The following is a 20,998-nucleotide window of genomic DNA, read 5'->3' on the forward strand; positions in this document are numbered from 1 at the left end:
AATAATCTCCTTTATCGTTTCATTATGTTGTTGATTGCTTATCCGTAGGTGCGGCACAAAGCATATTTGGAGCAGGCCGACGCTTTTCGGTTCCCCAATTGCAGCAGGTCAGCGATAAAGCCCGGGATGAACTCGTCGTATTTGACTTCAAGAATCACAAGCTCATCCCCCGCCGGAAGCGTCGGAATATCCTCGCCCAAAAAGTCCTTGGAGCGCAGCCCGGTGCGTATATCCCGGTCAAAGGTGATGCGGACGTTGCCTGCGCGATAGATGAATGGCTCCCGGGTATAGTCCACAATGGTTTTCGGTTGTAAAAGATGGCCGTTCATTTTGCTGTAAAGCTCGGCCACCAAGGGGCGCTCCTGCTGCACCATCCAGCCCCATTCCCCTTGGAGAAGCATGGTTGTCTCTTCCCGGGAAAGGCGGCTGGACTCCTTGTAGGAAATCCCGTTTACTTTGCTTTTTTTCTCCAGCTTGATAAACTCCGTATCGTTGTTATAGCGGCGCAGGCGAAATTTTTCTCTGCGGTTGACGCCGTTCAGCTTTTCAAGCAAAGCCTTATCCTCCGGCGTGTCAAAATAGAGACTGTGGATGATATACTCTCCGTTTTCACCCACATTGCGGTCGTGGGGCAAAATGGCCCGCAGCTTGTTGCGCAGAATCATATAGTCCATATAATTGAGACTGTGCTTAAATTCGTGTCGCGGTTTCATGGGTAACCTCCTTGCAATTTGGTATGCGCAAAGAATAACCCGTCTGCCTTGAAGCTACATTGAGATTTGATTCAAGATTTTTTCAAGCATTTCTGTTATAATGAGAGCCATAAGGAGGGATTTATGATGAATGTATTGATTATCGAGGACGAGCCCCAGCTCTCCGATGTGCTGGTTGCTTTGATGAAGCAGGATAAATACGCCGTGGACGCGGTTTACGATGGCGTCTCCGGTGAGGAATACGCCATGACCGGCATTTACGACGTCATTATATTGGATATCATGCTTCCCAAAAAGAACGGTCTGGATGTTCTGCGCTCGCTGCGCGAACAGAACAACTCCACCCCGGTGCTGCTGCTGACAGCCAAGTCCGAGGTGGAAGATAAAATAGAAGGTCTGGATATTGGGGCGGACGATTATTTAACCAAGCCCTTTGCCTCCGGAGAGCTTTTGGCCCGCCTGCGGGCGATGTCCCGCAGAAAGGGCGAATTTACCGGCGACGAACTGGCCTGTGGAGACACGCGGCTAAGCAAACGAAGCTATGAGCTGAGCTACAAAGGCAACCCCGTCAAGCTGGGGCAAAAGGAATATCAGATTGTGGAAATGCTCATGCAGAATCACCGCCAGATTATCCCAAAGGAACGGTTTATTGAAAAAATTTGGGGCTATGAGAGCGATGCGGAGTACAACGCCATTGAGGTGTATGTTTCCTTCATCCGTAAGAAGCTGGCTGTCATCGGCTCGCCTTTGCAGATTAAAGCGGTGCGGGGCGTGGGGTATATTATGGAGGAAACAGAATGATTAAGCGACTGCAAATTAAGTTTGTCTGCATTATGATGGGCGTTCTGTTTCTGGTTTTTACAGTCCTGGTGGCAACGCTGAATATTTTCGTGTATTGGAGCAACGCCGAGCAGACAGACAACATTTTGCGGATGGTGGCGGATCAGGACGGAATGGAGTTTTTACTTCCTCCCGGCCGGACGGAAGAGGACGCGCATCAGGAGCTTTTAATCCCACCGCGCTTCGATTCTCAGTCCATGCGGGCAGCGAGACTGTTTTTTGTCAAGCTGGACAAGCAGGATCAGGTTTTGCAGGTGCAGCACGAGATGATGTTCGGCTTTACACAGGAGGAGGCAATCTCTTATTCGGAGGCGGTATTGCTGAGCGGAAAAGTGAGAGGCTCCTACGACGATTACCAGTACCTTGTGGCAGAAAAAGATTACGGTAAAATCATTGTGTTTGTGGAGAACAGCCGGGAACTGAAAATACTGGACGAGCTCATTTTTATCTCCATGATCGTCACGGCGGTGACTTGCGTGATTTTGCTTGGTTTCTCCGTGCTTTTATCCAAGTGGGTAGTTAAGCCCGTGAAAGCGACCTTTGCAAAGCAGCGTCAGTTTGTTTCCGACGCCAGCCACGAGCTGAAAACGCCTCTAACCATTATTTCAGCCAATGTGGATGTGCTGGAGAATGAAATCGGAGAAAATATCCGGCTTCAGCAAATTCGGGATCAGGCGGATAGAATGACCCGTCTGGTTCACGATCTGCTTGCTCTGGCCAGAGCCGACGAGGGCGTCAATCAACTGGTGACAACCGAATTTGATTTGAGCCGCGCGGTGCTGAGCACCCTTCTGGCCTTTGAAAGTCAGGCCTTTGAGGACGGGAAAAGTCTGGATTTCAACGTGGCGGAGGGCCTTCGGTACACCGGCGGAGAGCCGCAGATTAAACAGCTCGTGGCCATCCTGATGGACAATGCGATTAAGCACTCCGGAAAAGGAGATGAAATAAAGGTGACGCTGCGTCGAGAGAACGAAAAAAACATTTTGGAGATATACAACACCGGCGCGGGAATTCCCGAACAGGAAAAGGAGCGGATTTTTGAACGGTTTTACCGCAGCGACGCGTCCCGCTCCACCAAGACGGGCGGATATGGTCTTGGCCTTGCCATTGCCAAATCACTGGTAGAGCTTCACAAGGGAAAGATTGCCGTGTCAGGGAAAGAGGGCGCATGGACATGCTTTACGGTGACGCTTTAGCCCGCGGTTTTTCCCTCATGAAAATCGGCACCTACGGCCGCCGAAAGAAAGCCAAACGGAAATGAACAGGAGATTTTTATAGTTGGCAGGAAACTTTGAAATCGGGAGAAAGTGCGAAAAAACCCCGGAGGGCCTTGAAGTAAGGCCCTCCGGGGTTTTCGTTTTTACAGAGGCAGTCTTTAATGAATAAACATCGCATCGCCGAAGCTGAAGAACCGATATTGCTCCCGCACAGCCTCTTCGTAAGCCGCCAGAATATGCTCCCGTCCCGCCAAAGCGGAAACCAGCATCACCAGCGTGGATTCCGGCAGGTGAAAGTTGGTAATCAGCGCGTCTGTCACCTTGAAGCGGTAGCCGGGATAAATGTAGATGCCCGTCCAGCCGGAGCGGGGCTCCATGGTCCCGTCCTCGTTGGCCCAGGACTCCACGGTGCGGCAGGAAGTGGTTCCAACACACACTACCCGTCCCCCGTTGGCCCGGGTGCGATTGATCAGATCCGCCACCTCCCGGGAAATGGTGCAGAATTCTTTATGCATCTCATGGTCAAGGATTTCCTCCTCCTTCACAGGGCGGAACGTGCCAAGGCCCACATGAAGCGTCACATACCCAATTCCCACACCCTTGGCGGAAATTTTCTCCAGTAAATCTTTTGTGAAATGCAGGCCCGCCGTGGGGGCGGCGGCGCTGCCCAGTTCCTTGGAATAGACGGTCTGATATCGCTCCCGGTCCTGCAACTCCTCTTTGATATAAGGCGGCAGGGGCATTTTTCCAAGACGCTCCAAGACCTCCAGAAAAATTCCCTCATAGTGGAATTTTACTAATCTGTTTCCGCCCTCCACCTCTTCAACGACCTCCGCCGTCAGCTCTCCCTCGCCAAAGGACACCTGCGCGCCGGGACGCAGCTTTTTGCCGGGGCGGACAAGACACTCCCAAACGCCGTCTCCCCTGTCTGCCAGCAGCAGCACCTCGCAGGCGCCGCCGCCGGGCAGGCGCTGCCCCAAAAGGCGGGCGGGCAAAACCCGGGAATCATTTAAAATCAGGCAGTCCTTTTCCGTCAAAAAATCCGGAAGCTCATAAAAATGATGGTGCTCCCAAGCGCCCGTATGTTTGTCCAGCGTCAGGAGACGGGATGCGTCCCGCTTTTCAATCGGCGTCTGGGCAATCAGTTCCTGGGGCAGGTCATAGTAAAAATCGCTGGTCTTCATTTATACCTCTCTATGGGTCCGCGTGCCTGTGCTTTGGAAAAAATTCCGCAAAGGAAAAATTTTTCGCTGTAACGCGGCTCTGCCGCGCTTTTGGCGGGCGGCTTGCCAATGTTCCGCATCACTCCACAGTGATGTCCGTATAATAGAAATTCAGGATGTCGCGGTAGGAATACCCCTGCTTTGCCATGGCCAACGCGCCGTATTGGCTAAGCCCCACATTGTGTCCGTTTCCGGTGCCGGTAATCACAAAGCTGCCGGGAGACGCAGAGGATGCAGAGGAGGAAACCGCCGCGCCGGAGGTCCCGTTCAGCGCTTGCACACCCGAGGCGGTGAGGACATAGGGTGCGCTTCCCGTATAGGGGGCTACCGCCCCGCTGCCGGAGACGGTATAGGCTCCGCTGAGGGAGGGAAGCGTACTGCCGGAGTTGTTTACATAGTAGCCGGAGGCGGTGTTCATCCCGCTGTCGTCCCCGTTGATGGAAAAGCGCATGCTTTTCACGTTTTTGCCATAGGTGGTGCTGTAAAACGCCATGCGGCAGGTTTCGCCCTTCACCGTCAGGCTCTTTCCCGTTGTATCCACAAAAGTGACCTTGTAAACGTTTCCGGTGGAGGTGCGCTCCGAGACATAGGCGTTTTTCACCGTTCCGATGGAATAGCCGCTGTTTTGCAGCACCCACGTCAGCTCCGAGGGCGTGTAGGTCACGGTATAGCTGTAATTGGGAATCGAAACGGTAGCCTCGTAAGGGTCGGTTTTTCCAACCAGGTATCCCACCGTGCCTCCCCAGACATTTTCAGCACTCTCGGTGGCGCCGCCGTCGCAGGAATGATACACCGTCTCGGCAAGCGCCCCCCGGTACCACACCCGCTCCCCCGCCGTGGAATCCACCGCGGCGTCCGTGTCCCCGCCTGCGGCGTTCACGCCGTTGTACACCTGACAGTCCGTGGTGTTGCACAGATCAAAGCCATAGGTATTCAGATGTTTGGCGGTCACCGAGGCATAGGTCCGGGCGCACACAGCCTGAGCCTGCAACGCAGCCTCGGGCCATCCCTTCCCCATCTCATAAGGGAGAACGCCCTTCACATAGTCCTCCAGCGACACCACGTTCACCACATACAGTCCTCCACCTGTGACCCGCGGATATTCAAAGCCCCCGGCATACCGGTAGCCCTTGAACCAGGTCGGCCCACCCACCGGCGAAACGCCGAGATTGTAAATTCCCTGACTGTCAAACTCAAAAAGAACCGCCGAGGAGGACGTGTCCGTCACCGCCACAGAGGTGGACGTGTGCCCGCTGCTGCCACCGCTTTGGCGGGCGTAATACTGCCCACTCACATAGGCAGGCCAGCCGCCCATATTCGCAGCGGCAGAGGCCGCCTCTGCAAAGGAACCGTAAGGCCCCGACTGGTCAAAATTTCCAAGATCCGCCCCCGGCCGCATGGTAATGGCCGTTTGAGTAATGCTCCCAAGAGAGACAAAGCTCCGTCCCTCGTCGTAATAGCCGAGGGAATAGCCCCCGCTCTGGGTATTTTCCAGATTGGCAGAGGAGACGGCGGAACTGCCAAACCGCAGGCCCACCTTCACCGTACCGTTTACGGCGGCGGAGGCCGACACGGTACCAAGAGCAAGAAATATGACGAGAATTGACAGAATCCCAAATAGCTTTTTCATACATCCTCCCCATGGCTTTTCCCTTGACGGAACACGAAAATAGTGCTACCATAATACAAATGTCCGCAACAGGTGAACAAGAATTTTAACCGAGTGCAATACATTTATATTATAGTACAGGAAAGCCCCACATTCAACAGAAATTCGACGTTCCCCGCCAAATCATATCACTTAGGAGGCAAATCTTGATGAAACAGTACAAAGTGGGCGTTGTAGGCTGCACCGGCATGGTGGGCCAGCGCTTTGTCACCCTGCTTGAAAATCACCCCTGGTTCCAGCTTACCGCTGTGGCCGCCAGCGCACGCAGCGCGGGAAAGCCCTATGGGGAGGCCGTGTCCGCCCGCTGGGCCATGGAGGTTGAAATTCCGGAGGCGGCAAAGGGACTGACCGTTCTGGATGCGGAAGCCGACGCGGAAAAGCTTGCCGCCCAAGTGGACTTCATCTTCTGCGCCGTGGATATGAAGAAGGAGGAAATCCGGGCGCTGGAGGAGAGATACGCAAAGCTGGAATGCCCCGTGGTATCCAACAACTCCGCCAATCGCTGGACAGAGGACGTGCCCATGGTGGTGCCTGAGCTAAATGCCGAGCACCTGGAGGTTATCGAAGCCCAGCGTCGTCGCCTTGGCACAAAGCGGGGCTTTATCGCCGTGAAGTCCAACTGTTCCATCCAAAGTTACGTCCCCGCTCTCCACCCCCTGCTGAAGTACGGTGTGGAGCAAGCGCTGGTGTGCACCTATCAGGCCATTTCCGGCGCTGGAAAAACCTTTGAGCGCTGGCCCGAGATGGTGGACAACTGCATCCCCTACATCGGCGGCGAGGAGGAGAAATCCGAGCAGGAGCCTTTGAAGGTCTGGGGCAAGGTGGAGGATGGAAAAATTGTCGCCGCCAGCGCTCCGGTCATCACGGCCCAGTGCTTTCGCGTGGCCTGTCAGGATGGCCACATGGCCGCCGTGTTTATGAAATTCAAGGACGGCTGTAAGCCGTCTATTGAGCAGATTAAAGAGGATTGGGCCTCTTTCCGCGGCCCCGCGCAGGAGTTGGAGCTGCCCTCCGCTCCCAAGCAGTTTCTCCACTATTTTGAGGAGGCAGACCGGCCCCAGACCCGTCTGGACCGGAATCTGGAGCACGGCATGGCAATTTCTATCGGCCGCCTGCGGGAAGACAGCCAGTATGACTATAAGTTTGTGGGACTGAGCCACAACACCCTGCGCGGCGCCGCCGGCGGCGGTGTTCTGCTGGCAGAACTGCTGTGCAAAAAAGGCTATATTACCTCGAAATAACAGACGCTGTAAAGGAAAACCTCCTGCCCACATTTTGTGGGCAGGAGGTTTTTTAATTCTCAGTCTTTGCAGGCTCAGCGAGCATTTCCCGCCTTTTGCAGCTCAATATAATCGTCATAGGTGCAGGCCTTATCGATGATGGTTCCGTCGGCCTGAAAGTCGATGATGCGGTTGGCCACGGTCTGCACAAACTCATGGTCGTGGCTGGCAAACAGCACCACGCCCTTGTACTCGATCAGACCCTTGTTGACGGCGGTGATGGACTCCAGATCCAGATGGTTGGTGGGCTGGTCCAGCACCAGCGCGTTTGAGCCGAACAGCATCATCCGAGAGAGCATGCACCGCACCTTCTCACCACCGGAGAGTACCTTGACCGCCTTAAACACGTCGTCTCCTGAAAAGAGCATCCGTCCCAAAAAGGCGCGCTTGAAGGACTCCGTGCCCTCCTCCGCGTTGTCCGCCGTATACTGCCCCAGCCACTCCACCAAATTCAGGTTGCAGTCGTTGAAAAAGGCGGAGTTGTCCAGCGGGAAATAGCTGGTGGAAATGGTGGTGCCCCACTTAAAGCTGCCTGCGTCGGCTTCCAGCTCTTCCATAATAATGCGGAAGAGCGTGGTTTTCGCCAGCTCGTTTTCACCCACAAAGGCGATTTTGTCTCCTTTGTTCACCCGGAAGGACACATCCTTCAAAAGCTGCCGCCCGTCGATGGTCTTGTTCAGACCCTCCACGGTCAGAATTTCCTTCCCCGGCTCCCGATCCAGCGCAAAGCCCACGAAGGGATACCGACGTGAGGAAGCGGGCATCTCATCCACCGTCAGCTTATCCAAGAGCTTTCGGCGGGAGGTGGCCTGCTTGGATTTGGACTTGTTGGCGGAGAAGCGCTGGATAAAGAGCTGAAGCTCTTTAATCTTGTCCTCATTTTTCCGGTTCTGGTCCTTCATCATCTTTTGGACCATCTGGCTGGACTCATACCAGAATTCATAGTTACCCACGTACATCCTGATTTTGCCGTAGTCCACGTCCACGATGCTGGTACACACGTTGTTCAGGAAATAGCGGTCGTGGCTCACCACGATAATCAGGCCCTCATAGTCCATCAGGAAGTTTTCCAGCCATTCGATGGCCTGCAAATCCAGATGGTTCGTGGGTTCGTCCAGCAGGATAATGTCCGGCTTCCCGAACAGGGCCTGCGCAAGCAACACCTTCACCTTTTCCTTTGCGGTGAGAGAAGACACCTGCGTATACAAAATATCGTTGGAAAGACCCAGCCCCTGAATCAGGCGGCTGGCGTCGGATTCCGACTCCCACCCGTCCATGTCGGCAAACTCTGCCTCCAGTTCGCTGGCCCGCACGCCGTCCGCATCGGAGAAATCTTCCTTCTCGTACAGCGCATCCTTCTCCTTCATGATATCATACAGGCGCTGGTTGCCCATGATGACCGTGTCCAGCACCGTGTACTCGTCATACTGGAAATGGTCCTGCTTCAAAACCGACATACGCTGATTGTCGGAGACGAACACGTCGCCGGTGGTGGGCTCCAGCTCTCCGGAGAGGATGCGGAGGAAAGTGGTTTTTCCCGCGCCGTTGGCGCCGATGATGCCATAGCAGTTGCCGGAGATGAATTTCAGATTCACGTCCTTGAACAGCGCCTGGCCGCTGAAGTTTAAGCTGACTTCACTGACTGTAATCATTCTCGTTTTCCTTTTTGTTATTTTCGTATTTCAGCGCGGCAGCAGGCGCGCCAAGGCGCGTCTGCCGCTGCTGCTGTTTCCGCATTTTACGACGGCATTGGATTCACGGCAACGCTTAGATTTGGGCCCGGTGGAAGATTTTCTTGCCCTTTTTGATGACCACGCCCTCGCCGGAGAAATCCTCCCGGTCGTACACGTCGGTCACCTCCGCCTTTTTGTCGCTCACCATCACGCCGCCCTGCTGCACCAGCCGCCGAGCCTCGCCGTTGGAGGCGCAGAGGCCGCAAGCCGTCAGAAGATTCAGAACGCCGATTTTTCCGTTTTCAAACCGATCCTCTGAAAGGACGGTTGCAGGCATATTTTCCGCGTCGCCGGTGCCGGAGAAAAGCGCACGCGCCGTCTCCTGCGCCTTCTCCGCCTCGTCCTCGCCGTGGACCAGCTTTGTCAGCTCGTAGGCCAGAATTTCCTTGGCCCGGTTGAGCTGGCTGCCCTCCCATTTGTCCATGGCGTCGATTTCCTCCAGAGGCAGGAAGGTCAGCATCCGGATGCACTTGAGCACATCCGCGTCTCCCACGTTCCGCCAGTACTGGTAAAAATCGAAGGGGCTTGTCTTGTTGGGGTCCAGCCACACCGCGCCAGAGGCGGTTTTGCCCATCTTCTTCCCTTCTGCGTTCATCAGGAGGGTGATGGTCATGGCATAAGCATCCTTACCCAATTTCCGGCGAATCAGATCCGTGCCGCCCAGCATGTTGCTCCACTGGTCGTCGCCGCCAAACTGCATATTGCAGCCAAAGGCCTGGAACATATGATAGAAGTCATAGGACTGCATGATCATATAGTTGAATTCCAGGAAGGAAAGTCCCTTCTCCATCCGCTGCTTGTAGCACTCTGCCCGCAGCATATTGTTCACGGAGAAGCAGCAGCCAACCTCCCGCAGCATGTCCACGTAGTTCAGCTTCATTAACCAGTCCGCGTTGTTGACCATCATGGCCTTACCCTCGCCGAACTCAATGAACCGCTCCATCTGTTTTTTAAAGGCGTCGCAGTTGTGGCAAATCGTTTCTGTGGTCATCATCTGGCGCAAATCTGACCGGCCGGAGGGGTCGCCAATCATGCCGGTGCCGCCGCCGATGAGGGCGATGGGCTTATTCCCCGCCATTTGCAGCCGCTTCATCAGGCACAGCGCCATGAAGTGACCCACATGCAAACTGTCCGCCGTGGGGTCAAAGCCGATGTAGAACACGGCTTTTCCGTTATTCAGCAGCTCCCGGATTTCCTCTTCGTCCGTCACCTGCGCGATCAGTCCGCGGGCCTTCAATTCCTCGTAAATTCCCATTTGTCTCAATTCTCCTGTCTGACGAGTTTTTATATGGGACGAGACGTGGAAAAAACGCCCTCCGTCCCATGGGGACAGAGGGCGAATCGCTTCGCGGTACCACCTCTGTTCGCGCCGTCCTTGCGGGCAGGCGCCTCTTGCCGCGCCTTGGGCGCGACCGCGCTGTAACGGGCGCTGCCCGGGCGCGCCTACTGGGCCGAATTTAGCCGTTTGGACGCCGGTTCAGAGGTGTATTCGCCCACGCCCGCCCGCCTCTTTACACCAGCCAGAGGCTCTCTTTGCAACGCCGCGCGGGGTACTTCTCCCCATCATCACTGTATTACTGTATACGTTAGACAGTATACCCGATTTTTCAGTGTTTGTCAAGAAGACGGGGTTGCCTTGAGACGAAGACGAACATTCTTGCAGGCAAGCTCAGTACCTGCCCAAATCCGCAGAGACATCCGCGGAGGCGGTTTTGCCGAATGTAAAGTCGTTTCCGGGGAGAATGGCGTTCAGCCCAACGCCCGCGATGGCAGCGATGGCCAGACCTGTCAGTGTCACATGGGCGCCCGCCACGGTAAAGGTCAGCCCCCCCGTGCCGTTGAAGCCAAGACCTGAAACCAAAATCACCGCCGCAATCAGCAGGTTACGGCTGCGGGTAAAATCAACCTGATTTTCCACCACGTTGCGCACACCCACGGCGGAAATCATCCCATAGAGCACAAAGCTGACGCCGCCGATAACCGCCACGGGAATGGAATTGATAACGGCGGCAAATTTGGGACTGAAGGACAGGATGATTGCGTACACACCCGCCAGCAGGACTACCTTGGGGTCGTACACCCGGCTGAGCACCAGTACGCCGGTGTTTTCGCCATAGGTGGTGTTGGCAGGGCCGCCAAGCATGCCAGCCATGGCAGTGGCCAGACCATCACCCACCAGTGTGCGGTGGAGGCCCGGAGATTCTAGGAAGTTCTCCCCCACCGTGGCAGAGATGGCGGAGATGTCACCCACGTGTTCCATCATGGCGGCGATGGCAATGGGGGCCATCACCAAAATGGCGGACACGTCAAATTTTGCCAGAACAAAGGGCTGCAAGCCCACAAAGCCCGCCTGAGCAACGGGGGCGAAGTCCACCTGTTTGGTAAGCAGTGCCACCACATAGGGGATGACCACGCCCAGAAGAATGGGAATAATTTTCAGCATGCCCTTCCCCCAGATGTTGAAGGAGATGATGGTGACAATGGCCAGCAGGGCCAAGGGCCAGCAGGTAGCTGAATTGGTCACGGCAGTGGGGGCAAGAATCAGGCCGATCAGGATGATAATGGGCCCAGTGACCACCGGCGGAAAGTAACGCATGACCTTGTAGGGTCCCACTACTTTGAACAGCAGCGCCAGAACCAGATACATCAGGCCTGCCACAACCACACCGCCCAAAGCATAGGGCAGCTTTTCCGCGCCGGTCATGGCGGCGTACTTTCCGCCGTTCATCTCCGCCACGGCGGCAAAGCCTCCCAGAAACGCGAAGGAGGAACCTAAAAACGCCGGGACCTTAAACTTCGTGCAGGCGTGGAACAGCAGCGTACCAAGTCCTGCAAACAGTAGTGTTGTCTGGATGGACAGGGGTAGTCCGTAGCCGCTGACGATGATGGGGACCAGAACCGTTGCCCCAAACATGGCAAACATGTGCTGAAGGCCCAGCAGCAGCATCTTGGGGATGCCCAGGGTCCTTGCGTCCCGGACAGGGGCGGAATTTTTCTCGTTCATGGCAGATCTCCTCTCTATTTTGCGCAAAAAAATACCGGCACAAAGGCCGGTCAAATGGGGTCGCAAAAAAAGGCGGTGTTAAGACCCTTCCAAACCGTCATAACTCCAGCCTCCTTTCGCACTTATCCGCACAATTATACAAAAACAGCAAATAAATTGCAAGAGCGGATTTCCCACGCCTTTTTAAAAATTTTTGTCGCATATTTGGTAATTATGACGGTGAGTATCCTATACCCCCAGCCGAAGCGTCGGCCGGGGGCACCTTTCTGTGACAAACCTCACGCGGTATATGACCGCTCAACATTTACCACCGCAAAATAATCGCCGTCCAGCGCCCGCACCGCGGCGCAGATTTTGGCGCGTACCGCCTCGTCCGTCAGCCGGAATTTAAAGGGCACTGCCGCGTCAAAAATCAGGTTTGTATGCGTAGGCCCCGTCACCATGCGAAAATCATGAATGGAGATTTCCTCGTCAATGCAGTTCACCAGCGCCTCCACCCGCCTGCGGGTTTCCTTGGTCACGCCGTCGTCCGTCACGATGGGGTCCATGTGAATGACCGTCTCACAGCCGAGTGTGCGCTTCAGCTCCCGCTCAATGTTGTCAATCTCATCGTGAAGTATCAGCACATCCTCATTGGCAGGGACCTCCGCATGGAGCGAGATCATGCACCGGCCGGGGCCGTAATCATGGACGATCAGATCGTGAACGCCCAAAATCCCCGGGTGTTTGGTCACAATGTTTCGGATGTTCTTCACAAATTCGGCGGAGGGAGGCTGGCCCAGAAGAGGATCCAGGGTATCCCGGGCGGAGGAGAGTCCGGACCAGACGATGAACAGCGCCACCAGAATGCCGCACCAGCCGTCAATATTCGCATCGGTAAAGCGGCCCGCCAGCGTCGCCAGCAGGACCACAGCGGTGGCCGCACTGTCACTGAGACTGTCTATGGCCGCGGCGTGCATGGCGGTGGAGCCGATACGCTCCCCTACCGTCCGGTTATAGCGATACATATACAGCTTCACGAAAATGGACGCCACCAGAATGGCCGCGCTGGGCCACGAGAAGTCCACAGGCGAGGGACGCAGGATTTTCTCCACAGACGTCCGGGCCAGCTCAAAGCCCATCAAAATGATGAGCATAGACACCAGAAGACCGGAGATATATTCGATTCGCCCGTGACCAAACGGGTGCTCAGAGTCAGGCCGATGTCCGCCCAGACGAAAGCCCGTCAGCGTAATGACGGAGGAGCCGGCATCGGAGAGGTTGTTGAACGCGTCGGCGGTGACGGCGATAGACCCGGAAACAGAGCCTGCGAAAAGCTTTCCCGCAAACAGCAGAATATTCAGAAATATCCCCACAGCCCCGCACAGGACGCCGTAGGCCGTCCGTACCGACGGCGCGTTCGCCTGGTCCCTGATAAAGATTTTTGCAAGAAGTCGTATCATACCGTCAACTCCTTTTCCCTCTCGCCGGGACACTGCTGTCCTGCCCACGTCCGGCACAATGATCGCAGTCCCTCGTCTTCCGCTGCTTCCAGGCTAGGTTTAGGGACCCTGTGACACGGCAGGCGCAAAGCACATACCGTTCCGTCACTTACGGGTCCCTCTTTTCCAGGTGGAGATTGTAATATCTCCGCAAGCTCTTACACCCCGCCGGGAATTGTCAGCCGTAGATGGCAGCACAAATCGTCCAAATCGTCCTCCGTGGCTGCGGGAATCCGCAGTTTTGCGCCGCAGTCCTTACAGCTTAAATCCACGGCGGAGCGGCGGATGTCCATGGCGTAGTCATGGCTTCCGCACCCACAGGTAATTCCGTTTTCCCGGGCGGCAATCTCCTTCAATTCGGACAGGACCTCATACATAATCACGCTGTCCAAAAACGGCTCGCCGCCGTTTTCCTGATTTCGTTTTTCCTTCTCCGCCAGAACTTCCAGCGTCCGAAGATGCTTCTCTACGCTTCCCTCGTCCCCCACGTAACAGCAAAACTCCTGCGAGTTGGCACAGCCGAAAGCCACGCCGCCCTCCCGGGTCAATTCCTCCGGGGCACAGCGGGCAGTATGTGTCTCGCCGCACAGCCCACAGGGGACAAACAGCTTACACCGCTGCCCGTCAAATTCCGTCCGCAGGGCCGAGCCGCCGCAGCCGCACTCCACCTCCACGCCGGAGGCCTCCAGCGCGAACAGGGAACGGGCCGCCATCACGGGTTTTCCGCAGGCGGGACAGAGATAGCCGAAGGTCCTCATTTCATTTTCCATGAATCCACCTCAAAATATTCGTTTCCGACAAAGATCAATTGTTAAATTGGTAGTATACCACAATCCGGTCAAATTTTCCAGCGGTTTTTGCCGGATTGCATCACAGGCTCACCGTTTCGCCGGAGGCCAGAAAATAGAGCGCCTTGCGAACTACCTTTTTCTCTAAAACCCGTTCCAGCGCCGCGCCGTATGCCGCAAGCTGCGGTCTATAATGCTCCGCCCGGCGGGCGACCTCCTCCCCGAACACCCGGTCGGTCTTGAAATCCACCACGGTGAGGCCTTCCTCCGTCTCGAAGCAGCAGTCCACCACGCCCTGAAGCAGGACCTGATCGTCCCCCGCGTCCCCGTCCAGCTCCGTGGCTGGAATCAGGACAGTAAATGGATACTCCCGCAACACGTTTTTTCCCCGGCGAATCTCCTCCCCCAGCGGAGAGGAAAGCAATGCCTTTAGCTGCGAAATGTCCACGCTGTCCGCCTGCTCCCGCGTCAAGAGGCGCTTTTCCGCAAGAGCCGCCACCTGCTCCGCTGCGTCCGGGTTGGAAAAATCCAGATACTGGAGGGCCAGATGGGCAGCCGTGCCCCGCTCCGTAGGGGTAAGTCCCCCGCCGGCCTGCCGGAACCGGGGCTGATCCAATGGCCGCAGCACCGTTGGGCGGGGCGCGTTTTCCGACGCTTCCTCGTCCTTCTCCCTGCCTTTAAGCTGGGTAGCCGTCCGCTTTGCGGGGAAGCGGGTGGCAGCCTCGTAGGGATAGACCAGCTCTAAAAGACTTAAATCCGCATCATCTTGCGTCCCATCTTCTTCCCTCTCCGTCTTAGACGTTAAAACTCCTTGAAAATCCTCACTGTCATGGATAAACACTTGCCAGGCATTCTCGTCTCCGGCGTAATAATTCTCCGGCTCCACACCCGCAAGATCCCGCAGAGGCTTTGCCTCTGGGCGGCAGAGCAGGGGCAGTAGCAGCCACTCTCCGTAGCTCCGACAACCCGCCGCCGTCTCTGGCGGGACGGGGCAGGCCGCAAGGCTGGTCAATTGCTTCAGCTTACTTTCCGCGTGATAAAGACTATGAAGCAGAATCAGCTTTTCCTTGGGCCGGGTCATAGCCACGTACAAAATGCGCTGCTCCTCCGACTGATTCTCCCGCCGAAGCTTTCCCTCCAAGGCCCGACGGGCCATGGTGGGATAGTAAATGCGGCGGTCCAGATCCACCCGTCGTGGACCAAGGCCCAACTCCGGATGCACCAGCACAGGAGTGTCAAAGTCCATCCGGGAGAAAGCCCGGTCCAGATCGCACAGCAGCACAATGGGAAATTCCAGCCCCTTGGATTTGTGGACGCTCATCAGCCGCACGCCACCCGCGTCGGATTTTCCCCGAGTGGCAGGGGCGCGGTCACTGTCAATGAGCTTTTGAAGCTGCTCCAAAAACAGGAACAGGCCCCGGCAGCCGTTGGCCTCGAAATTCTCCGCGTGCTCCGTCAGCGCAATCAGGTTTTCCTTCCGCTCCTCTCCCCGGTCCATAGCGCCGAACACACCCAGCGCGTTCAAATCGTTGTAGATCCGCCACAGCAGGCGCTCCACGCTCATGTCCCGGGCCAAAAGACGCAGACTGTCCAGCGTCTCAAGAAAGGAACGGCAGTCCTCTCCCCCGTCCCGGCACACCGCGTCGTAATAATCCCCGTCCGCCGTGCCCGCCCGCACCCGGGCCAGCCGATCCGGCGTAAATCCGAACAGGGGTGAACGAAGCACGGCAATCAGCGGCACGTCCTGCCGGGGATTGTCGATGACCTGAAGAAGGCTCAAAGCGGTGGCTACTTCCATTGAGGAAAAGTAGTCGCTCTGCTCCTGAAACGAACAGGGCACGCCCTGTTCCGCCAGCGCCGCCGAAAACGCCAGTCCCCGGCTCCCCGGTGAGCGCATCAGAATCACGATGTCCTCCGCCCGGCAGGGCCGCAAAATGCCGTCTTCACCGGTGACGGGGTACCCTTCGTCCAACAGACTGCGAATTCGCTTCGCCGCAAGGCGGGCCTCCGCCATGCCCTTTTTTACCGGACGCTCCAGCTCTGCCGACCGCTGGTGGGCACAAATCAGGTGGTATTCCGGGGCACAGTCGCTCCGCTCCGGGTAATACTCCGCGCCAAAATACAGCTTTTCGTCCGCGCCGTATTCCATCTCCCCCAGCTCCGGGGACATGATATTTTCAAAAACAAAGTTAGCCGCATCCAGAATTTCCCGGCGGGAGCGGAAGTTCTGCGACAGAAGAATTTTCCGTTCCTCCCCTTCCTGCGCATCGGTATGGTACTTGAAAGCGGCGTATTTCCGCAGAAAAATGGTGGGGTCTGCCAGCCGGAAACGGTAGATGGACTGCTTCACGTCCCCCACGGTGAACAGGTTTCGTCCTCCGTGGGACACCGCCTGAAAAATGTGGTTTTGAACCTCGTTGGTGTCCTGATACTCGTCCACCAGAATCTCCATATAGCGGGCTGAAATCTGCTCCCCCAATTCCGTGGACGTTCCATCCTCCCCCGTCAAAAGCTCCAGCGCCAAATGCTCCTGATCTGAAAAGTCCGCCTGATTCAGCCGCAGTTTTTCCCGCCGATAGCGCCGGGAAAACTCCCCCGTCAGTTCCAGCAGCGCCGCCATGGCGGGGGCCACGGCGGTCAAATCCTCCATAGCCTCCTGCCCTGTGACATTCAACTCGGCCCGCAGCTTTTTTACGTCGGCCTTGCATCCGTCCCACAGAGATTTCAGCCGCAGGACCTCGGGGTCGTCCTTGCGACCTTTAGGTGTGGTTAGGCGGGGAAAGTCCACCGCCTCTGCCATTGCCCCTGCTTCATCCCAGCTTTTCCTTGCCGCTTCCCCCAGCGCGTCCAGCGAAGCGGCAGCAGTCAGGAACTTCTCACCGTATCCCGTATGTAAAGCCGTATCGCTTTCCACGCTTTGGGCGGCGGAGCGAAATATCTCCACCCAAGATGTCGCCCTGTGAGCGGCTCCTTCCAACAACTCCTTGGCGTAGGCCGTTTCATCGAAGGTTCCGGACAGATTCATCCAGGATTTCCGGTTTTCCTCCAGCCACCGCTCCGGATAGGCGTGGCTCTGAAGCTTTCCGTGCAGCTCCAATACCAGCTCCGCCAGCGCGCCATCGTCCCGGCCCGCACCCAGCGTGTCCGCCAGCAGCGCGCCGCCGGGAGCATCGTCCAGCGTTTTATAGAAATCCTCCAGTGTGCGGTCCAGCACCCGGCGGCGCAGCAGCTCTGCCTCGCCCTCGTCCAGCACCCGGAAGTCCGGTGTCAGACAGTGCCGCTCGCCCTCCTTTGCCAGCAGGTGGGCATTTTCCCGCAGCAGCGCCGTACAGAACGCGTCCACGGTTTTCACGTCCGCCTGATATACTCGCATAAGCTGGCGGCGAAGATGGGCGTTGCCGGGATGCTCTCCCAAAAGCTTTCCAAGCTCCGACGCAATTTTTCCCCGCAGCTCTGCCGCCGCTGCTTTCGTATAGGTGATGATGAGGAAGTCGTCAATGTTGCAGCCATCCTCCAGAATGTAGAGAAACAGGCGCTCCACCAGCACCTTTGTCTTACCGGACCCGGCAGCCGCCGACACCAGCAGGCTTCCGCCCCGGTTTTCCGCCGCCGCGCGCTGGGCGGGGGTCAGTTGTATCTTAGCCACGTCCGTCCTCCTCTCCGTCCAGCTCCTGCCAGAATTCCGCCGCCGTTACCTTTCGAATGTAGCGCAGGCGGTCGCCTCCCCGCCCGTCCTCAAAGTGACAGGCCCCGGCCCAATCGCAAAACCGGCACACACTGTCATTTTCATCGTGGCAACAGGGGTCCGCGTCAATCACGCCGTCCCGCACCTCAGCGGCAATGTCATGGAGCAGCCGCTCCACGTAGCTGCCAAGTCGCCCAAGCTGGGCGGCAGTGGCGATGCCACCGGAAAGGTTTCCCTCCCGGTCCACCCGCAAAGGAAGATACTTCGGCTCCGTCAAAGCATCGTGCTCCATGGCCTGCAAAACCTCCGGCTCGTTCAGCAAAAGGCCGCTGCGGCGCAATGCCTTCGCCCGCTCCTGCGCCAATCTCTCCGGGGTCACGTTCCGCTCCTGCGCCAAAATCTCATCCCGGGCCGGGAGATACAGCACCCCAGCGGGAACCACCTCCTGCCTAAAATAGGAGCTACCCTGATTTTTCAGCGTGAACAGATACAGCAGCATCTGGATGTCCAGTCCCATGCGTACCTCCGCCAGATCGAAGGTCTTCTTCCCGGTTTTGTAATCCACTACCCGCAGGTAGAGCTTCCCGTTCTTCAGCCACCCGTCAATCCGGTCTACCTTCCCGTTTACCCGCAGCTCCCCGTCCGGTTCCGATACGGTGACGGCGGGCAGCGTTCCCTTGTCTCCAAAGGACAGCTCAAATTCCACCGGCACAAAGTCCGACTGCGCCAGCTCCCGCGCTGTCTCCTCCACCACGGCATAAGCCGTGGTCCGCAGCCGGGAGAAGAGATAGCGGAACCGAGCGGTCCGATCCTGAAGATTGGGCAGCTCCCGCTGGACGTACTCGTCCATGAAGCGATCTGTCAGCTTAAAAAGCATTTCCCGGGAAACAGTTGCAAATCCGCCTTGTTTCGCTACTTCTTCCGTGACGTTTTCCAATATAAAATGCAAAAACGTGCCGATTTGCGGCGCATCAAAGGAGGCTGTTTTCCGTTGTCGGGCCTTAAGTCCATACTGCATGAAATACGCAAAATGGCACTGGCGAAGCCGCTCCAGTCGGGAGGCGGACATGCTGAATTGCTCGCCGTACAGCGCCCGGACGGCAGGCAGGCTCAACCGCCCCCGGCCCATGGCCGCGGCCCGTTGCATCGCCTGCAACCGCGCCGCCCACTCCGGCTTTTCCGCAAACCAGCGCCACACCGGCCCGCCCGGATTTGCTCCCGCGGCTTCCAGTGCCGGGGCAATGGCCGCCAGACGGTATTCTCTTTTTCCGCTCTCCCGCTCCACCCGGTTCTCTGGGAACAGCTTTCCCAGCCGCTCCACCACGAAGGAGGGCCGAAGCTGCGCCCCGTTGACATCGGAAACGGGATAGCTGACGGTCAGCCCATCCGTGGGCTGGGCAAGGGCCGCATAAAGGTTTTGCAATTCCACATTGAACTGCTCCATGCCAGTGGGAGCCAGACGAATCCCCCGGGCAGCAAGCTCTTCCCGGTCCTCGTCATTCAGCACACCCCCCCGCTGGGCCACGGCGGGCAGTACATGGTCGTTTGCCCCCAGCAAGAAAAGGTACTTTGCAGTGTGGCGGTCGTTCCGGGTAATTTCGCTGGCGGACACCTGATCCAGCGCTGGCGGAATAGTTCCCACGCTGTACTGGGTCAGTAACAGTCGGAACAAGCGGGTAAACATCTCGGCATCCATATCCTCATCACCGAGAATTTCCACGAACTGATCCAGCACACCGCAGAGAATTCCCCACAGCTGGCCCGTTTCCTCCGCCGTCTGTAATTCTCCCTGATTCCCGAGGGCACGAAGCTGCTCTTCCAGAGCCGATTGAAGATCCAGCATTTCCATAAATCTGTAAAGTGCATCCACCTGTCCCCTCGCAGTCTGCGCTGTTTTCATCCCGTCTGACAGCAGCTTTAGGGGACCGCGCACCCGGCGGCGCAATTCGTTCAGCTCTCCAAGCTCCGCCTGCCGCGCGTCGGTCCACGGGGCGCCGTAGCCTCCGGGATTGGCGGACCAGTCGGCCTCCCGCAGCCAGAGGGAGCCGTGAATTTCCCATGTGAGGGCATAGTTTTCCAGCCGGTCGCACTCCTCGGGCGAAAGCCCCGCCAGACCGGTTTTCAGGTAGTGAAACATATCCTCATATTCGCACCCGCCAGTGACGGCATCCAAGGCCCCCGTCAAAAGAGACAGCACCGGCTTTTCCAGAATGTCGCTTCGGCGGCTGAGATAAACCGGCACGCCATACCGCTCAAATACGTTTTCAATGACGGATGCGTAATCCTTCATGTTCCGTGCCGCCACGGTAATGTCCCGGAAGCGACATTTTCCTGTTTTCACCAGCCGCAGAATATCGGCGGCAATCTGCTCCACCTCCGTAAAGGCGGAGTCCGCTTCCCGGAGCCGCACAGAGGAGGTTTCCCCCTCCCAAGTCTCGTCTCCGTCAAAAAATGACCGCTCTACAAGCCCCATGGGAGAGTTATCCCGGGATGCGACGTACTGAATTTCAAGGGGCACTCCCGATGCCTCCGCCAATCGGCGCAGCCGGTCCCGGGTACGCACCGATACCTCGAAAATCTCGCCCGGGTCGTGCTCGTCCCCCAAAAGCGTCACCGTTACACTGGCAGCACGGCGCAAAAGCACGGACAGAATTTCCATTTCCAGTCCGTTAAAGTAGGAAAAGCCGTCTAGATACACGTCCGCTCCATCGACGTACCGGGATTCCTCTAAGTGGTCTCGCAGCTTTACGATGCGGTCCCTGCCGTCCTTTTCCGGGCGGTGGAGGTGCGCTTCGTAATCAGCGTAAATCAAGGCAAGGTCCCGGAGCTTGTCCCCCATAGCGCCGGGAATGTCCTCTGCCTGTGCGGCCAAGGTCATGGGCGAGACAGCGTAGCTGGTCAGCTCGTCCAAAAGTCCCAGAAGCTGCTCCAGAAACCCGGCCCGCTGGCTGGGACGGCGGTAGACCTTCAGTACCGGGGCCAGCTCCGTCAGGGCCCTTTGAAGCAGCAATAGTTTTCCCCCCGCGTCAATGCTCACGTCCGCCGCGCCGCCGGTGATGGCCAGCACCCGGGTAGCAAGGCGGCGAAAGCTCAAAACCTCTGCGTGGCGGCTGGCGGTGTCGCCGCAGACACGGCACAAATCCACCTCGGCCTGATGGGAGGCATGCTCCGGCACCAGCAGAACCTGACGGGAGGAATCGCCCTTTTCCGCAATCTCCTTTAAAATCCGGCGGGATTTTCCGCTTCTTGCCCGTCCCATGAGAATTTTCAGCATGGTTTTCTTCCCTTCCGCCGTATGGCCGTATCCCCCGCAAAAGCACTTTCGGCGCCTTTTGCAGGTGCAAAATACCGCAGGCACACCGTAC

The 20,998-nt window shown here is 57.1% G+C and carries 13 protein-coding genes; 3 read left to right on the forward strand and 10 right to left on the reverse strand.

The features are described 5' to 3' along the window. Nucleotides 1–38: 38 nt before the first annotated feature. Complete coding sequence (locus ABVS15_RS03335; protein WP_369282342.1) at nt 39–713, reverse strand: polyphosphate polymerase domain-containing protein; 675 nt, start codon at nt 711–713, stop codon at nt 39–41. A gap of 123 nt (nt 714–836) precedes the next feature. Here ABVS15_RS03335 and ABVS15_RS03340 point away from each other — a divergent pair, with 123 nt between their 5' ends. Both ABVS15_RS03340 and ABVS15_RS03345 read left to right on the forward strand, forming a co-directional pair. Continuing rightward, nucleotides 837–1,514 (forward strand): response regulator transcription factor, encoded by a 678-nt coding sequence (locus ABVS15_RS03340; RefSeq protein ID WP_369282343.1) that lies wholly within the window; start codon nt 837–839, stop codon nt 1,512–1,514. Next, nucleotides 1,511–2,749, forward strand: a complete 1,239-nt coding sequence (locus ABVS15_RS03345) for a sensor histidine kinase (protein WP_369282344.1) — start codon at nt 1,511–1,513, stop codon at nt 2,747–2,749. Before ABVS15_RS03340 ends, ABVS15_RS03345 begins: the two co-directional genes overlap by 4 nt. A gap of 179 nt (nt 2,750–2,928) precedes the next feature. Here the strand turns inward: ABVS15_RS03345 and queA are convergent, their stop codons facing one another. Further along, nucleotides 2,929–3,954 (reverse strand): tRNA preQ1(34) S-adenosylmethionine ribosyltransferase-isomerase QueA, encoded by a 1,026-nt coding sequence (gene queA / locus ABVS15_RS03350; protein ID WP_369282345.1) that lies wholly within the window; start codon nt 3,952–3,954, stop codon nt 2,929–2,931. A 118-nt stretch (nt 3,955–4,072) separates the two neighbouring features. Next, nucleotides 4,073–5,623: a SpoIID/LytB domain-containing protein gene (locus ABVS15_RS03355; RefSeq protein ID WP_369282346.1), complete on the reverse strand. Its 1,551-nt coding sequence runs from the start codon at nt 5,621–5,623 to the stop codon at nt 4,073–4,075. A gap of 188 nt (nt 5,624–5,811) precedes the next feature. Here ABVS15_RS03355 and asd point away from each other — a divergent pair, with 188 nt between their 5' ends. Then, complete coding sequence (gene asd / locus ABVS15_RS03360; protein WP_369282347.1) at nt 5,812–6,903, forward strand: aspartate-semialdehyde dehydrogenase; 1,092 nt, start codon at nt 5,812–5,814, stop codon at nt 6,901–6,903. Between the two features lie 74 nt (nt 6,904–6,977). Here the strand turns inward: asd and ABVS15_RS03365 are convergent, their stop codons facing one another. The 7 genes from ABVS15_RS03365 to ABVS15_RS03395 all read right to left on the reverse strand — a co-directional run bounded on the left by ABVS15_RS03365 (nt 6,978) and on the right by ABVS15_RS03395 (nt 20,907). Continuing rightward, on the reverse strand, nt 6,978–8,594 hold the full coding sequence (locus ABVS15_RS03365) for an ABC-F family ATP-binding cassette domain-containing protein (protein WP_369282348.1): 1,617 nt from the start codon (nt 8,592–8,594) through the stop codon (nt 6,978–6,980). Between the two features lie 115 nt (nt 8,595–8,709). Next, nucleotides 8,710–9,930: a tyrosine--tRNA ligase gene (gene tyrS, locus ABVS15_RS03370; protein WP_369282349.1), complete on the reverse strand. Its 1,221-nt coding sequence runs from the start codon at nt 9,928–9,930 to the stop codon at nt 8,710–8,712. 414 nt (nt 9,931–10,344) lie between these two features. Then, complete coding sequence (locus ABVS15_RS03375; RefSeq protein WP_369282350.1) at nt 10,345–11,679, reverse strand: uracil-xanthine permease family protein; 1,335 nt, start codon at nt 11,677–11,679, stop codon at nt 10,345–10,347. A gap of 278 nt (nt 11,680–11,957) precedes the next feature. Then, nucleotides 11,958–13,121, reverse strand: coding sequence for a cation diffusion facilitator family transporter (locus tag ABVS15_RS03380; RefSeq protein WP_369282351.1), 1,164 nt, complete (start codon nt 13,119–13,121; stop codon nt 11,958–11,960). Between the two features lie 197 nt (nt 13,122–13,318). Further along, nucleotides 13,319–13,930 carry a hypothetical protein gene (locus ABVS15_RS03385; protein WP_369282352.1) on the reverse strand — a complete coding sequence of 204 codons (612 nt, stop codon included), beginning with the start codon at nt 13,928–13,930 and terminating at the stop codon, nt 13,319–13,321. Between the two features lie 100 nt (nt 13,931–14,030). Further along, nucleotides 14,031–17,594 (reverse strand): helicase-exonuclease AddAB subunit AddA, encoded by a 3,564-nt coding sequence (gene addA, locus ABVS15_RS03390; RefSeq protein WP_369282353.1) that lies wholly within the window; start codon nt 17,592–17,594, stop codon nt 14,031–14,033. After that, entirely contained in the window at nt 17,587–20,907 is a 3,321-nt protein-coding gene (locus tag ABVS15_RS03395; protein ID WP_369282354.1) for a PD-(D/E)XK nuclease family protein, read from the reverse strand. The genes addA and ABVS15_RS03395 overlap by 8 nt, the downstream gene beginning before the upstream one ends. Nucleotides 20,908–20,998 lie beyond the last annotated feature (91 nt).

The sequence above is a fragment of the Oscillibacter sp. GMB15532 genome (assembly GCF_041020825.1).
In the GTDB taxonomy this organism is placed as follows: domain Bacteria; phylum Bacillota; class Clostridia; order Oscillospirales; family Oscillospiraceae; genus Oscillibacter.